Raw genomic sequence first — 14,588 nt, forward strand, 5'->3', positions numbered from 1 at the left:
ATTACAATTTAATTTGAGATGAGTCCCTTTTCGTTTTAAGCGAATCCTGTTTGGCAGCCTTAGCCGCTTTTACCGAATCAGCTTTTATATTTTCATTTTTTATACCGATAACCTGGTTGGTATATTTAATATTTATAATCCTGTAGGTATCCCAGCCTACTTTTGGCAACACTTGTTTATAAAAAGCCAGCAGGTTATTGAACTTAACATCCAGCGAATCGGCATTGCCTATCAATACTCTTTGATTACCCACTCTCGGGATCAGCTCGATCTCGCGATCGCTGTTCACATACATCTGTGCAATCTGCGCGTCCCAAAGCGAATCCCTGCGGATATAATCGGCCGTTTTAAACAGATCTTTAGCCAACCGTGTATGTAATGAATCAACATGGTTGGTAAACAGCTCTTCAATAAAACCATTAGCCACCAATACCCTTGCGGTAAAGTTTGGCGACAGCGGGATCTTTAAACCATGCTGATCTACATAAAAATCCATATCATAATGGTTCATGATCCGTAGTATTGGCTGGCGCTGGCTTACCTCAACTCGCAGTACACCGTCCATTTCGGTATAAACTTTGGCAAACTCAATAAAGGGGTTCGCTTTCAGCTTATCCTCCAGTTCCTGGATGTTGATATCTTCGATAGGTTTACCTACCAACGAATGACTGGTAACTTCAATAATATGATCAACCTCCTGCTTGTCAATAAAATACTGCCCGCCGGGGATGCTCACATTTACCTCGGTACATTTTACACCCGCTTTTTTTGTTTCAATAAAACTCATGAGCACCACAAGGCCACCCAGGCTTATTACCCAGGCACAACCTATCAGCAGGCGCTTCCAAATGAGTTTTTTATTCATTGCTCAATACTTGTTTTAATGGCTGTACCAGTGTATCAATATCACCGGCACCTACCGTTAACAATAATTCGGGTTTTTCTGTAGCTACTGCGGCTACAGCTTCTTCCTTGCTCAAAATCCTTTTGCTTTGCAGCTGCATGCGGTTAAGCAGCATCTGCGAGTTAACACCTTCAATAGGCAGTTCACGCGCCGGGTAAATTTCCAGCAATATCAGCTCGTCAACCATATCAAGCACTTCGGCAAAGCCATCGGCAAAGTCGCGGGTGCGGGTATACAGGTGCGGCTGAAATATGGCCGTCAATTTTTTAGCCGGATATAATCTTTTAATAGATGAAATGCAGGCCCTCAATTCTTCAGGGTGATGCGCGTAATCATCAATATAGATATGCTCCGGTGTTTTAACTATGTATTCAAACCTGCGTTTAACTCCTTTAAATGATGCCAGTGCTTCCTTGATATCAGCCGGGGCAATATCCAGCTTCAGCACCGCTTCAATAGCAGCAACCGCGTTCTCAACATTATGAGTGCCCGCAATACCCATTTTTATATCAGTAATATTTACAGTTGCACTGTTATAATCAAAATAAAAATCGCCATCAATAATGCGAACGTTTGAGGCGTGCGCGTCGGCGGTTTCATCTTCAAAAGCATAGGTATACCCGCTATCCAATGGCAAGCCATTTTTATGCACCAGTGTACCGCCCGGTTTAATCTGCGAAGCAAAAAGCTTAAACGACTCAGTCAGGTGTTCGTGATCGCCATAAATATCCAGGTGATCTGCATCCATTGATGTGATAATAGCCACATCAGGGTACAGGGTCAGGAATGAGCGGTCATACTCATCGGCCTCAACCACCATCACATTATTTTTGCCATACAGCACATTGGTTTGGTAATTTGATGAAATACCACCCAAAAACGCCGAGCAATCATTACCCGATGCTTTGAGCAAGTGCGCCACCATAGTTGAAGTAGTGGTTTTGCCATGGGTACCGGCAACTGCAATGGTGTATGAACTCTTGCTGATCAATCCTAAAACCTGCGAGCGTTTGAACAGCTCAAAGCCGTGATTTTTAAAGTAGTTTACTATGTGCGAATCCTTTGGTACAGCGGGCGTATAAATAATAAGCGTATCGCTGCAGGGTTTTTGAAAACTCATAGGGATATAATCCGCATGATCTTCAAAAACAATCTGGATCCCTTCGTTGTGCAACTGGTTAGTTAAATCAGTTGATGTTTTATCATATCCGCAAACAATGCAACCCAAATGATGGAAATAGCGTGCCAGGCCGCTCATACCGATGCCGCCTATGCCTATGAGATAAACTCTTTTTATGTCGTGCAGTTCCATTTTCAATTTGTTTAAAAAAGGCCCTCCTCCCTTTAGAAGAGGAGGACCATCATTTAATTGTTACTTATTATTTGGATAAGTTCCTTTGCTATAACTTCATCGGCATTTGGCATAGCCATTTTACCAATATTTGTGCTTAATTTTTTTTGCAGGTCGCGGTCCTCCAATAATTCAAGTGCCCTGTCAACCAGTTTTTCTTCGGCATCCCTGTCGGCCACAAAAACGGCTGCGTTTTCATGTACCAGTGCCAAAGCGTTTTTAGTTTGATGATCTTCGGCCACATTAGGCGAAGGCACCAGGATCACCGGCTTTTTAATGGCACACAGCTCGGCAATGGTACCAGCCCCTGCCCTTGATATAATGATATCGGCAGCGGCATAAGCCAGGTCCATCCGGGTTAAAAATTCCCTGATCTGCAGATCGGGGTGATAATTTTCGCCCAGTTTTTCGATGATGCTTTTATAATAAAACTTGCCGGTTTGCCATATTACCTGTACATCAGCAGCCAGTAGTTTATCAATCCCATTCATGATACTGTTGTTCAACGTGCGCGCCCCAAGGCTACCGCCGGTTATCAGTATCGTTTTTTTAAAGGCCGATAAATGATACAGCTCCAATGCCTGCATGTGCTTACCTGCAATGTTTACCGCATCCTTACGGATGGGGTTACCGGTTTTGATGATCTTATCGGCAGGGAAAAATTTCTCCATGCCATCAAAAGCCACACAGATCTTTTTAGCGTGCTTACCCAGCCATTTATTAGTAATACCTGCATAGGAGTTTTGCTCCTGTATGAGGTATGGGATATTTTTTAACGATGCCGCGTACAATAACGGCCCCGAAGCATAACCACCAACACCTACAGCAGCATCGGGCTTAAAATCTTTAATAATCTTGATAGCCCTGCGCACACTGTTGGCAAGCTTGACAGGGAACATCAGGTTTTTAACAATAGAACCACGCTGAATCCCCTGAATATCCAACCCGATGATCTTATAACCGGCGGCCGGAACTTTTTCCATTTCCATGCGCCCGTTAGCCCCCACAAAAAGGATCTCGGTATTGGGGTCAATATTTTTCAAAGCATTGGCAATAGAGATAGCCGGGAAGATATGTCCTCCTGTTCCGCCACCGCTTATGATGATACGCAGCGAAGCCCCCCCCGCCCCCTGAAGGGGGTGCTTTTGAGTTGCGTCTTTCATTTTGCCTTTATCTTCCATTTGTTAATTACTCTTTTATTCAATCTCCGCCATTGTCCCCCTTTAGGGGGTTAGGGGGCAACGCTTACGCTGTCCTGATCTCTCCTACTATAATCTTATTAGGACCTGCATTATCTTCTTTTGCCGGCTTGTCTTTCTTAGGTTCTTCAATATCCTTACTTACAGATAGTATAATACCAAAGGCCACACTTGTAAATAATATGGAAGTACCACCCATACTCACCAGCGGCAAGGGCACACCTGTTACCGGCCCCAAGCCAACGGCTACAGCCATATTGGCAAAAGCCTGTATGGTTAAGCTAAAACTTAAACCGCAGGCCAGCAATGCCCCAAATGCTTTTGGGGCCTTCGTTATGATCTTGATACATCGATACAGCAGGAACACATAGATCCCCACCACAATGATGCCCCCCACCAGACCATACTCCTCGACTATGATGGCATAAATTTCATCAGAGTATGATTCGGGCAGGTAATTTCTTTCGGTACTGTTTCCCGGGCCTTTTCCAAATATGCCGCCAGTTGCAATAGCAATCTTAGCATGATCGCTTTGAAATGATTTATCTGCTTTTGCCAGTTCCGGATGCATAAACACCTTCATACGCGATACATAAGTATGCCGCCTTGGACCAAGAAAAATCACCCCCAGCAACAATATAAAACCGGCAGCGCAGGTAATAGCTATTTGCCTGATACTGATCCGACCGATGATCAACAACAAAATGCTAACCCCAAACAACATCAAAGCTGTTGAAAGGTTGGCAAGCGCTATCAGAATAAACACAACGCATACCGAGCCCATGATGGGTAAAAAGGATTCTTTTACATTTTTGATATTTTCCTGCTTACGCGATAACGTACGGGCCAGGTAGGTAATGAGTGCCAGCTTAGCCAAATCCGAAGTCTGGAAGCTTAAACCCGTTCCGGGGATGGCTATCCAGCGGCTTGCATTATTGATGTGACTACCAAAAACCAGTGTATACAACAACAGCGGAATGGTAACGATCATCATCACCTTCGAGATCCCGGCATAATAACGGTAATCAAGCTTGTGCGAAAAATACATCAGCGCAATACCTCCCAATATCATAAACACGTGTTTCATGAGTATGATCTCAACCCCTTTACCCTGCTTAAATGCCAGCGTACCAACCGAGCTGTATACCGCCAATAAGGATATAACAGAAAGCAATATGACTATAAGCCATATCCAGCGATCTCCTTTTGTATTGTCTAATATCCTATGCATAATAACTCTCTGAACCTTGATTTTTAGGATTTTGGGATTACCCTGATCCTCTATTTTGTGTTACTTACTCATTTGTAATCTGCACATCTGAAATCTGCACATTTATAACTCCTTCACCGCCTCCTTAAACTGCCTGCCACGGTCTTCGTAGTTTTTAAACAGATCGAAGCTGGCGCAGGCCGGGGATAGCAATACCGTATCGCCTTTGGTTGCCAGGTGATAAGCTACGGTTGCGGCTTCCTGGGCCGATGCTGTGTTAACTATAATATCAACCATATCATCAAAGGCCTCATGGATGCGTTTGTTATCCTTACCTAAACACACAATGGCTTTTACCTTTTGCTTAATCAAATCATTAAGCATGCTGTAATCATTTCCTTTGTCAACCCCGCCTAAAATCAACACTACATCGCTGGTCATACTTTCCAAAGCGTACCAGGTTGAATTAACGTTGGTAGCTTTTGAATCGTTAATGAAGCGGATACCAGAGATATTGGCAACAAACTCCAGGCGGTGCTCAATGCTTTTGAAGTTGCCCATGCTCTCCCTCATCGTTTCGTTGCGCAGCTCCAACACCTTTGCTACAATACCCGATGCCATGGAGTTGTAAATGTTGTGTTTGCCTTGCAGGGCCAGTTCTTGAATTGACATTGTAAAATGTTCTTGTGTTGTGTTTATGACAATATTGTCGTTACTATCCAGGTATGCGCCCGGTTCAAATTTTTGCTGTATGGAAAACGGCAACAGCTGTGCCCCGAACGTTCGTTCCTTCATGCCTTTAATGGTTTCAGGATCATCGGCACAATAAATAAAATAATCGGCGGCCGTTTGGTTCTGCGTTACACGGAATTTTGATGCCGCGTAGTTTTCCAGTTTATAGTCGTACCTGTCCAAATGGTCAGGTGTAATGTTTAATAATACCGCTATGTCAACTTTAAATTTGAACATATCGTCCAGCATAAAGCTGCTCAGCTCCAGCACATACCAATCAAACTTTTCAGTTGCCACCTGGTAAGCAAAGCTTTTACCTATGTTACCTGCTAAACCAACATTTAAGCCTGCGTTGTGCAGGATGTGGTAGGTTAAGCTGGTGGTAGTGGTTTTACCATTTGAGCCCGTGATCCCTATGATCTTTGCATCACAATACCTTCCTGCAAACTCTATCTCCGATATTACCGGGATCCCTTTTTCATGCAGTTTTTTAATGATCGGTGCCTTATCCGGGATGCCGGGACTTTTGATCACTTCGGCAGCATTCAATATCAGTTCTTCAGTATGTTGTTTCTCTTCAAAAGGGATCTTCCAGTCTTCGAGTTGTTTTTTATAGTTATCGGCAATAGCACCAAAATCAGATACAAAAACATCAAAGCCCTGCTGCTGCGCAAGGTATGCCGCCCCAACACCGCTCTCACCGGCACCGAGGATGACAAGGCGTACAGCCCCCCCCGCCCCCTGAAGGGGGTGCTTTTGATTGGCTTGTTCACTTTGCGTATTCACCGATTTTATCTTTATTTTCTATTTTTTATATCTTTCTAACTCCATTCCTCTCCCTTTAGGGAGCCGGGGGGCGACTACCTCAGTTTCAACGTTATCACCGTCACTATCGCCAGCATGATACAAATGATCCAGAAGCGGGTAACGATCTTTGCTTCATGGAACCCCTTTTTCTGATAGTGGTGGTGAAGCGGGGCCATTAAAAACACGCGCCTGCCTTCGCCAAATTTCTTTTTGGTGTACTTAAACCATGATACCTGTATGATCACTGAGAAGTTTTCGACCAGGAAAATACCACATAACAATGGCAGCATCAGTTCCTTGCGGATCATGATGGCAAACACCGCTATGATACCACCTATGGCCAAACTGCCGGTATCGCCCATAAATACCTGTGCGGGGTATGAGTTGTACCACAAAAAGCCCACACATGCGCCAACAAAAGCACCGGCAAAAATTACCAGCTCGCCCGAATTGGGGATGTACATAATATTAAGGTAATCGGCAATAACCGTGTTACCTGATATGTAGGCCAGTATTGCCAGCGTTATACCGATAATGGCCGACGTGCCCGTCGCCAAACCGTCTATCCCATCGGTGATGTTGGCTCCGTTTGATATGAACGTGATGATGAGGATCACAAAAAACAGGAACACTACCAGCGCGTATTGCTCATAACCTTTTCCCAAAAACTTTAATACCTTGGCATAATCAAACTCATTGTTTTTATAAAAAGGCATGGTTGTTTTAGTAGAGTGCACATCCTGGGTATATACAGGAACATTACGTTTCATGTGAAACTCAACCGGGGCATCGTCCTTAACAGGCAAAACCACTTCCTGACGGATGATGATATTGCTGTTGAAATACATTGTCCACCCAACAATAAGCGACAAACCAACCTGGCCAATAATCTTGAACCTGCCTGCCAAACCTTCTTTATTCTTTTTAAATACTTTAATATAATCATCCAGAAAACCGATAGCACCCAGCCAAACCGTAGTAACGATCATCAGGATCACGTAAACATTATCCAACTTGGCAAACAATAGCGTTGGCACCAGGATCCCTAACAAAATAATGATACCACCCATTGTAGGTGTACCTGATTTTTGCATCTGGCCTTCAAGTCCTAAATTCCTTACGGTTTCGCCTACCTGTTTAAAACGCAGGTAATCGATTAAACGGCGACCATATACCGTAGTGATCAGCAACGATGTAATTACAGCCATCGCCATCCGGAAGGTGATGTACTGAAACACCCCTGTTCCCGGGATACTGTAATTTTTGTTTAAGTAGTTAAACAGGTAATACAACATTGCTTTATTGATGTGCAGATGTGCAGATTTCAGATGTGCAGATGATTGATTTGCTCATCTTAGATCTTGCAGATTTGCGAGTTATTTTTTAATTCTTTATTTTATCTACTCTCTATTAATTGCTTGATGATATTATCTTTCCTAACACCTTAGCTATTGATTCTATATCATCAAGCAGTTCCTGTTTAAAAGGATAATTTTTTGCAAGCTGACACAGGCGCAACCAATACCTTGTCTCCTCAACTTCCTTATAAGCAATTTTGCATTTATGTTTGAAGTCACTCCTGCTTTCTGCTCCTTGCGCCTCACAAACATTTGCTCCAATTGATGTACCGCTTCTGAAAAGCTGATTAGCCATATTAAATTTTCTTCTCTCTTCAAGTTCTTCAGTAAATTCTATGATCTTCAAAGAAAACTTAAATGTCAGGTCAACTATCAAATTAGGTTTATCGCTCATATTGTTTCAATTACATCATTTAATCATTATTTTGCTTTTCATCTGTACATCATTCAATTCCTCATTTGCACATTTGCACATCTGAAATCTGCACATCCACCCGTCTACACCAAATCTTTGAATTGAGCTTCCAACTCTTCCATATCGTCGAAGTGGTTTTTAACCCCATTTATCTCCTGGTATTTTTCGTGGCCTTTACCGGCTACCAGGATAATATCACCAGGATTAGCCAGCATACAGGCGGTTTTAATTGCCTCGTGCCTGTCAACAATACTTACTGTATGCCTCTTGAACGCAGGATCAACACCTTCTTCCATTTCTTTGATGATCTGTGCCGGATCTTCTGTACGCGGATTATCGGATGTCAGGATCACTTTATCGCTCCACTCACAAGCGGTTTTAGCCATGATAGGGCGCTTGGTTTTGTCCCTGTCGCCACCGCAGCCAATTACGGTGATCACTTTTTCGTTTCCTTTACGGATATCGTGAATTGTGCTCAACACGTTCTGAACAGCATCGGGCGTATGGGCATAATCAACTATACCTACCACCTTGTTAGGGGCGGTAATGTATTCAAACCTGCCTTCGGCACCGGTTAGTTTGCTCAGGCTGGTAAGCACTTTGGCCTTGTCCTGCTCGAGCAGCATCGCGGTAGCATAAACACCTAACAGGTTGTAAGCATTAAATGTACCCACCATTTTAAACCATACTTCCTCGCCATCAATTTGCAGCAATAAGCCGCTGAACTGATTTTCGAGGATCTTCGCTTTATAATCGGCCATGGTTTTAAGGCCATAGCTTTTTTTATGTGCCGCTGTATTTTGCAGCATTACGTTACCATTCTTATCATCGCTGTTGGTCAATGCGAAGGCATCCTTCGGTAAACCGTCGAAAAATGTTTTCTTGGCATTCAGATACCTTAAAAAGGTTTTATGATAATCTAAATGGTCGTGCGTCAAATTGGTAAATACACCACCCGCAAAAGCCAGGCGCTCAATACGCCTTTGTGAAATTGCGTGCGAGCTCACTTCCATAAAGCAATAATCGCAGCCGCTATCCACCATTTCGGCAAGCAGGCTGTTTAACTCAACCGGATCGGGCGTAGTATGGGTTGATGGGATCACCTTGCCGTTGATCTGATTTTCGACAGTCGACAGTAAGCCACATTTATAACCCAGGTCGCGAAACAACTGATAAAGCAGCGTAGCAATAGTTGTTTTACCGTTAGTACCCGTTACCCCTACCAGTTTTAGTTTTGCCGATGGATTATCATAGAAATTAGCAGCTACAATACCCAGCGCCACAGCCGAATCGGCTACCATCAGAAAATCTACTTCGCCGGTGGTATGAGCGGGCAGGTCTTCGCAAATTACTGCCACAGCACCTTTTTTAATGGCCTGTTCAATATAATCGTGTCCATCAACAACAGTCCCTTTCACAGCAACAAACATTGATCCCGGGATTACTGCCCTTGAATCAAACGCAATTGCTGTGATCTCCACATCGGCGCTTCCCTGTAATTCGGTGAAGGCCAGTCCGTCAATTATATCGCTTAAATACCTCATTGCAACTCTATTAATATTCGTGATCCTTTTGGTATTGCACTTCCACCGGTAACCGATTGATTGGTAACTATGCCGCTTCCGCGTACAGTTACTTTATAACCGGCATTACCCATAACATATAACGCATCGCTAAGCCCCATGCCTGTTACCGCCGGCACGGTGCCGTTTTTATATTTTACTTCCTCAAACGGGACGCCGTTGCTGGTATCAACCGTACTATTGGCCGATGCATACAAAGCTTTAACGCCCAGTTTTGAATAAACTTTTTTCAAAGCCTTCATATTGCCCTGTTTTACCTGCGGCATTACCGTATTGCCAACATAATGCGCCTGCGAGCTTTGGTTAATATCCAGATCATTGGCGTAAACCCTGTCTGCCACTTCCCTAAACACCGGACCGGCAACCTTAGCTGCTAAATAATCGCCCTGGGTTGGGTTGTTGACCACCACAATCATCGAATATTTAGGATGATCGGCCGGGAAATAACCGCAAAACGAGGCCTGGTATTTTTTATCCTTATAACCTTTGGTTCCGTTGGCAACCTGCGCTGTTCCGGTTTTACCGGCCACACTGTAAAGCTTATTTTTAATAACATTTTTACCGGTACCATTCATCACAACACCTTCCAGCATTCCGCGCACTTTACCTAAAGTTGCTTCCGAACATACCTGCTCGGTAATTACCCTTGCCTGGAACTGCTCAATAGGATTGCCCAGCCTGCGGATCTCGCGAACCAGCAGCGGAGCTATCATCTTGCCGTTGTTAGCTACCGAATTATAAAAAGCCAGCATTTGCAGCGGCGTAATGTTCATTTCATAGCCATAAGCCATCTCAGGCAAGCTGTAGTTTTTGTTCCAGCTGCGGTTTGATGGATTTTTAATTACCGGCCTGCCTTCGCCCTGGATTTGCAGACCAAGCTTTTCGTTCAGGTGATAGCTGTACAGCTTATTAATGTATTGCCACGGGTTATTATGATAAAACTGATCAACAAGCCTTGCCGCTGCCACGTTTGATGACTCTTCAAAAGCGCGTTTAACCGACATTTCATAATTATCATGCTCGGTATCGGTAATGGTTGGCCCTTTCGGGAATTTGTACCTGCCACCTTCGGCATTAACTATGGTGCTGGTATCAATTTTATGCTGATCGAGCATGGTCATGTATGATGCCAGTTTAAAAGTTGAACCCGGATCGATAGCGTTGCTGATGGCATAGTTCATCTGCTCTTTGTAATCACCATCCTTAGTGCGGGTGTAATTAGCAATCGCCCTGATCTCGCCGGTAGCTACCTCCATAAGCACAACGCAGCCATGATCGGCCGCGCTTTTAACCAGTTGTTTCTTCAATGCATCCTGTGCCACATCCTGGAAGTTTACGTTGATGGTTGAAATAATATCTGCACCATCTTTAGGTGCTATTTCGTCATCATCGTCAACCGGCATCCAGATGCCGCCGGGAATCCTTTGCATTAAACGCCTGCCGCTTTCACCGTTAATATATGATGAATAAGCACCTTCCAACCCTACCGGGTTCTTTACGTTCTCATTCTTATACCCTATAGTACGCGCAGCCAGCGACTGAAATGGCAGGATCCTCCTGTTCTTTTGAATCACGATCAAGCCACCTTTATACTTGCCCATGTTAAACACCGGAAACTGGCGGATCTTTTTCAAATCCTGATATGATACCTTACGCCTGATCAGCACATAACGTGAGCTATCCTTGCGGGCCTCACGCAGCACACGCGAATAATCCCTGGCTGATCTGTCGCCAAACATACCTGATAGCTTTGCAGCCAGCAGGTCGATATTATTATTAAATGCCGTATCGGAGGCAATACCACCGGCCAGCATATCCATGTGCAGCTCATATTCAGGTATCGAGGTAGCCAGTAAACTTCCGTCAACAGAAAAAATATTACCCCTTGCTGCTTCAACAGTTTGGTATTGTGCCGAAAGATCGGCAGCCATAGCCTTCCACTTGTCGCCCTGAACAAATTGCAGGCGGCATAACTGCACGGTAACAGCAATGGCCAAAAGCAAAACAAGCCCGAAGGCTAAATAAACCCTGGCCAGTATGTTAGTCCTAATTCCCATCAGAAACCTCCTTCACTGTTATTTTCCCCGGCGGATCAACCGATTGGCTCAGGCCCAATGTATCTGCACGCTTGGCCACTTCGGTAAGCGTACTTTTAAATGCCATATCGGCCTTTGTCGATTTATAATCCCAGCCCAGCTCTTTAACTTCTTTGGTAAGCGCGTCAATTTCCCGTACCGATTTTTCGGCATAGTGCATATTACCAATGTACACCATCCCCAAAAACGCCAAAAACAAAACAAAAGGCAAAGCGCCGGTAGCCCTCTCGGTAGTTAGAAAGCCTTTGGTAAAAAGTTGTGTAAAAAAGTTATCAGGCAGCTCCCTTGCAGGTCTTTCCTCAATAACCTCCTCAACTTCTTCTTCATCCTGAATTTCTGTACGTAAACGATTGGTCATTTTTTTACAGCTATCCTTAATTTAGCGCTCCGTGCCCTGTTATTATTAGTTATCTCCTCTGCCGATGCTGTTATGGCCCCGCGGCTTACAGCATCAAGCGGTTTATTATCGTTGCCATAAAGGTCTTTCTCCAACTCACCACTGAACTTGCCTTTGGCTATGAAGTTTTTTACCAGCCTGTCTTCAAGTGAGTGGTATGACATCACCACCAGCCTGCCCCCAACACCTAAAACCTCGGCCGACTGCATTAAAAAATCCTTCAATGCCTCCAGCTCCTGGTTAACCTCTATCCTTAATGCCTGGAACACTTGTGCCAGGTATTTATTTTCTTTTCCTTTCGGGATGCGGTTGCTGATCACGTTTTTCAGATCGGCAATGGTCACTATCTGCGTATTTAACCTTGCAGTTGCAATAGTTTCGGCCAGCGATCTGGCATTTTGAATTTCTCCGTAAATGCCAAAAATCCGGTGCAGCTCGGCAACCGAATAATTATTTACCACATCTTTTGCAGTCAGCTCGCCCAACTGGTTCATGCGCATATCCAACTCGGCATCAAACCGGATGGAAAAGCCGCGATCGGCCTCATCAAACTGGTGCGATGACACACCCAGATCGGCCAGGATCCCGTTTACGGGGATAGCCCCGTGTAAACGGCAAAAGTTTTTAAGGTACCTGAAATTCTGGTCTACAAAAACAAAACGTTCATCATCAATTATATTCCGTTGCGCATCGGCATCCTGATCAAAAGCGATCAGCCTGCCTTTAGGCCCCAAATGCTTCAAAATCTCGCGCGAATGCCCACCCCCTCCAAAAGTCACATCCACATAAGTACCATCCGGATCAATATTCAGCCCATCAATACATTCCTTCAGCATTACCGGCACATGGTACTCACTCATTCCTGCTCCTTATTTTTACCACCCATTACTTTTTTTGCCAGCGCACTAAAGCTTTTTGGTTCATCATCCATCAACTTACGGTGAGCTTCGGCATCCCAAACCTCAATTTTATTTAACTGGCAGGCCAGCACCACATCACCTTTTATACCAGCATATTCCAACAGGAATTTCGGCAGCAATACCCGCCCGGCAGCATCAGGCATAAGCTCGGTGGCGCCGCGGGTAAAATATCGTATAAAGGCTATATTATCCTCTTCGTATTCATTAAGTTTGCTCAAATCTTCAAGTCGTTTATCCCATTCCTTTTTAGTGTATATGACAAGGTATTTTTCAAACCCGCGATTGATCACCAGGCCTTCAGATTCCAATTCAGGAAGCTTTTTTTTTAGGCCAGCCGGGATCATCATCCTAAATTTAGGATCAAGCTTACACTCAAATTCACCGGTTAAAAACGACATTGTATGACTTGGGCAATTTTGTAACGTAAAAGTAAATACTTTTACCACTTCTTACCACTTTCCCCCACTAAAAGTTTTCAACAATTTTTAGCGGGTACTGTTTTAAGTTTTTGTAAGATTTTTCAAAATCTCAACCCCAATAAAACCCACTAATAAACAAGCAGTTACAACACAGCTCGGCTATAAATTTTGAATCACTAAAAAGTGGGAGAAAAAACCATTTATCGCGAAACCATCGCACAGGAAAACCACAATTGCTTACCCAAACCAGCGGCTCTAATATTTTGTATATTAAGCGTTTGAACTTAACAAACTACATGTACCCTTATAAATACAAAGACCTGGCTTTAGCCTTATATGAAGCCCTCATTCCCGATCCTTTTTACATAGAATTGTTACGCGAGATCCCCGGAGGGCAGCAGGAAAAGCAGGAAGCATTGATGAAATACATGGATTATTCCATGACCGAAAGCGAAAAGTACGGCCACCTTACCATTGCCGGCGATGCACCATACGGAGCCGCCATCTGGAGCAAACCTTTAGACGCAGCGACCGACACGGAAAAGAGCCTGTTAAAGAAAGATTTTATCAGAACGTATATGGGCGAATCGTCACTCAATGCTTATTTAACCATCGTTTCGTTCATGACAGCGCAGCTTGGAAATGTTCCGACCGATGCGTGGTATTTATCAATTGCAGGCATCAAACCCGCCTACCAGGGCAAGGGACTTGGAGCCGACCTCTTAACAGCCGTGCTTGATGAAACAGATAAAAACCAAATCCCAACCTATCTTGAAACCTTTACCCCGCGCAATATCAGGTTTTATGAACGGCTGGGATATAAAATAGCAAAGGAAGTATTTGAACCGGTTACAGGTAGTTCTTACTGGATTATGCTTAGGGAGCCATTTAAAATTGATAATACATAGTTTACAGGCAAATAAAACTTCATTGCCGTTGGTTTTAACCAACGGAATAATGAGTAGCAATAAGAGGGCTTCAGCCCAAATCCGCTTGCATAATTAGGCTAAAGCCAAGGCATTTCAACTTGTTTACCGTTGGTTAAAACCAACGGCAATGAATATTTGCATTTTTAGACAGCTTCTCAGGGAGCCCACGCATTTTCAAGAATATCGTTTCCTCGCCTATAAATCGTCAGGCACTGCTTCCGACGAATTATGTTAATTATAACATCACAAGAAATTAACAAAATTACGG

General features: G+C 43.9%; 13 protein-coding genes. 1 reads left to right on the forward strand and 12 read right to left on the reverse strand.

Annotated elements, in window-relative coordinates:
• Position 1 precedes the first annotated feature (1 nt).
• The 12 genes from ACFFGT_RS22470 to ACFFGT_RS22525 form a co-directional block, all read right to left on the reverse strand.
• Complete coding sequence (locus ACFFGT_RS22470) at positions 2–865, reverse strand: cell division protein FtsQ/DivIB (protein ID WP_377024758.1); 864 nt, start codon at positions 863–865, stop codon at positions 2–4.
• Positions 858–2,216, reverse strand: a complete 1,359-nt coding sequence (gene murC, locus ACFFGT_RS22475) for a UDP-N-acetylmuramate--L-alanine ligase (protein WP_377024759.1) — start codon at positions 2,214–2,216, stop codon at positions 858–860. The genes ACFFGT_RS22470 and murC overlap by 8 nt, the downstream gene beginning before the upstream one ends.
• 53 nt (positions 2,217–2,269) lie before the next feature.
• Positions 2,270–3,418 carry an undecaprenyldiphospho-muramoylpentapeptide beta-N-acetylglucosaminyltransferase gene (gene murG, locus ACFFGT_RS22480; protein ID WP_377024819.1) on the reverse strand — a complete coding sequence of 383 codons (1,149 nt, stop codon included), beginning with the start codon at positions 3,416–3,418 and terminating at the stop codon, positions 2,270–2,272.
• A gap of 82 nt (positions 3,419–3,500) precedes the next feature.
• Positions 3,501–4,685, reverse strand: a complete 1,185-nt coding sequence (locus ACFFGT_RS22485) for an FtsW/RodA/SpoVE family cell cycle protein (RefSeq protein WP_377024760.1) — start codon at positions 4,683–4,685, stop codon at positions 3,501–3,503.
• 102 nt (positions 4,686–4,787) lie between these two features.
• The gene (gene murD, locus ACFFGT_RS22490) at positions 4,788–6,182 is read right to left on the reverse strand and encodes a UDP-N-acetylmuramoyl-L-alanine--D-glutamate ligase (RefSeq protein WP_377024761.1); all 1,395 of its coding nucleotides are present in this window, start codon (positions 6,180–6,182) and stop codon (positions 4,788–4,790) included.
• 74 nt (positions 6,183–6,256) lie between these two features.
• Complete coding sequence (gene mraY / locus ACFFGT_RS22495; protein WP_377024762.1) at positions 6,257–7,498, reverse strand: phospho-N-acetylmuramoyl-pentapeptide-transferase; 1,242 nt, start codon at positions 7,496–7,498, stop codon at positions 6,257–6,259.
• 115 nt (positions 7,499–7,613) lie between these two features.
• Positions 7,614–7,955: a four helix bundle protein gene (locus ACFFGT_RS22500; protein ID WP_377024763.1), complete on the reverse strand. Its 342-nt coding sequence runs from the start codon at positions 7,953–7,955 to the stop codon at positions 7,614–7,616.
• Between the two features lie 104 nt (positions 7,956–8,059).
• On the reverse strand, positions 8,060–9,520 hold the full coding sequence (locus ACFFGT_RS22505) for a UDP-N-acetylmuramoyl-L-alanyl-D-glutamate--2,6-diaminopimelate ligase (RefSeq protein WP_377024764.1): 1,461 nt from the start codon (positions 9,518–9,520) through the stop codon (positions 8,060–8,062).
• A complete protein-coding gene (locus ACFFGT_RS22510; protein WP_377024765.1) occupies positions 9,517–11,616 on the reverse strand; it encodes a PASTA domain-containing penicillin-binding protein in 2,100 nt (699 codons plus the stop codon). The genes ACFFGT_RS22505 and ACFFGT_RS22510 overlap by 4 nt, the downstream gene beginning before the upstream one ends.
• Positions 11,606–12,013 carry an FtsL-like putative cell division protein gene (locus ACFFGT_RS22515; protein WP_377024766.1) on the reverse strand — a complete coding sequence of 136 codons (408 nt, stop codon included), beginning with the start codon at positions 12,011–12,013 and terminating at the stop codon, positions 11,606–11,608. The genes ACFFGT_RS22510 and ACFFGT_RS22515 overlap by 11 nt, the downstream gene beginning before the upstream one ends.
• Positions 12,010–12,912: a 16S rRNA (cytosine(1402)-N(4))-methyltransferase RsmH gene (gene rsmH, locus ACFFGT_RS22520; protein ID WP_377024767.1), complete on the reverse strand. Its 903-nt coding sequence runs from the start codon at positions 12,910–12,912 to the stop codon at positions 12,010–12,012. Before rsmH ends, ACFFGT_RS22515 begins: the two co-directional genes overlap by 4 nt.
• The gene (locus ACFFGT_RS22525) at positions 12,909–13,370 is read right to left on the reverse strand and encodes a division/cell wall cluster transcriptional repressor MraZ (protein ID WP_091213347.1); all 462 of its coding nucleotides are present in this window, start codon (positions 13,368–13,370) and stop codon (positions 12,909–12,911) included. Before ACFFGT_RS22525 ends, rsmH begins: the two co-directional genes overlap by 4 nt.
• Before the next feature lie 317 nt (positions 13,371–13,687).
• On the opposite strand from ACFFGT_RS22525, the gene ACFFGT_RS22530 reads away from it, so the two are divergent.
• Complete coding sequence (locus ACFFGT_RS22530; protein ID WP_377024768.1) at positions 13,688–14,299, forward strand: GNAT family N-acetyltransferase; 612 nt, start codon at positions 13,688–13,690, stop codon at positions 14,297–14,299.
• Positions 14,300–14,588: the final 289 nt, after the last annotated feature.

The organism is Mucilaginibacter angelicae, assembly GCF_042434235.1.
Classification (GTDB): Bacteria; Bacteroidota; Bacteroidia; order Sphingobacteriales; family Sphingobacteriaceae; genus Mucilaginibacter; species Mucilaginibacter angelicae.

Excerpts from the sequence above, each read along its gene's own strand:
- rsmH (WP_377024767.1), bottom strand. The coding sequence starts at position 12,912 with ATGAGTGAGTACCATGTGCCGGTAATGCTGAAGGAATGTATTGATGGG.
- ACFFGT_RS22510 (WP_377024765.1), bottom strand. The coding sequence starts at position 11,616 with ATGGGAATTAGGACTAACATACTGGCCAGGGTTTATTTAGCCTTCGGG.
- ACFFGT_RS22500 (WP_377024763.1), bottom strand. The coding sequence starts at position 7,955 with ATGAGCGATAAACCTAATTTGATAGTTGACCTGACATTTAAGTTTTCT.
- murC (WP_377024759.1), bottom strand. The coding sequence starts at position 2,216 with ATGGAACTGCACGACATAAAAAGAGTTTATCTCATAGGCATAGGCGGC.
- murG (WP_377024819.1), bottom strand. The coding sequence starts at position 3,418 with ATGAAAGACGCAACTCAAAAGCACCCCCTTCAGGGGGCGGGGGGGGCT.
- ACFFGT_RS22515 (WP_377024766.1), bottom strand. The coding sequence starts at position 12,013 with ATGACCAATCGTTTACGTACAGAAATTCAGGATGAAGAAGAAGTTGAG.
- ACFFGT_RS22505 (WP_377024764.1), bottom strand. The coding sequence starts at position 9,520 with ATGAGGTATTTAAGCGATATAATTGACGGACTGGCCTTCACCGAATTA.
- ACFFGT_RS22485 (WP_377024760.1), bottom strand. The coding sequence starts at position 4,685 with ATGCATAGGATATTAGACAATACAAAAGGAGATCGCTGGATATGGCTT.
- ACFFGT_RS22530 (WP_377024768.1), top strand. The coding sequence starts at position 13,688 with ATGTACCCTTATAAATACAAAGACCTGGCTTTAGCCTTATATGAAGCC.
- mraY (WP_377024762.1), bottom strand. The coding sequence starts at position 7,498 with ATGTTGTATTACCTGTTTAACTACTTAAACAAAAATTACAGTATCCCG.
- ACFFGT_RS22525 (WP_091213347.1), bottom strand. The coding sequence starts at position 13,370 with ATGTCGTTTTTAACCGGTGAATTTGAGTGTAAGCTTGATCCTAAATTT.
- ACFFGT_RS22470 (WP_377024758.1), bottom strand. The coding sequence starts at position 865 with ATGAATAAAAAACTCATTTGGAAGCGCCTGCTGATAGGTTGTGCCTGG.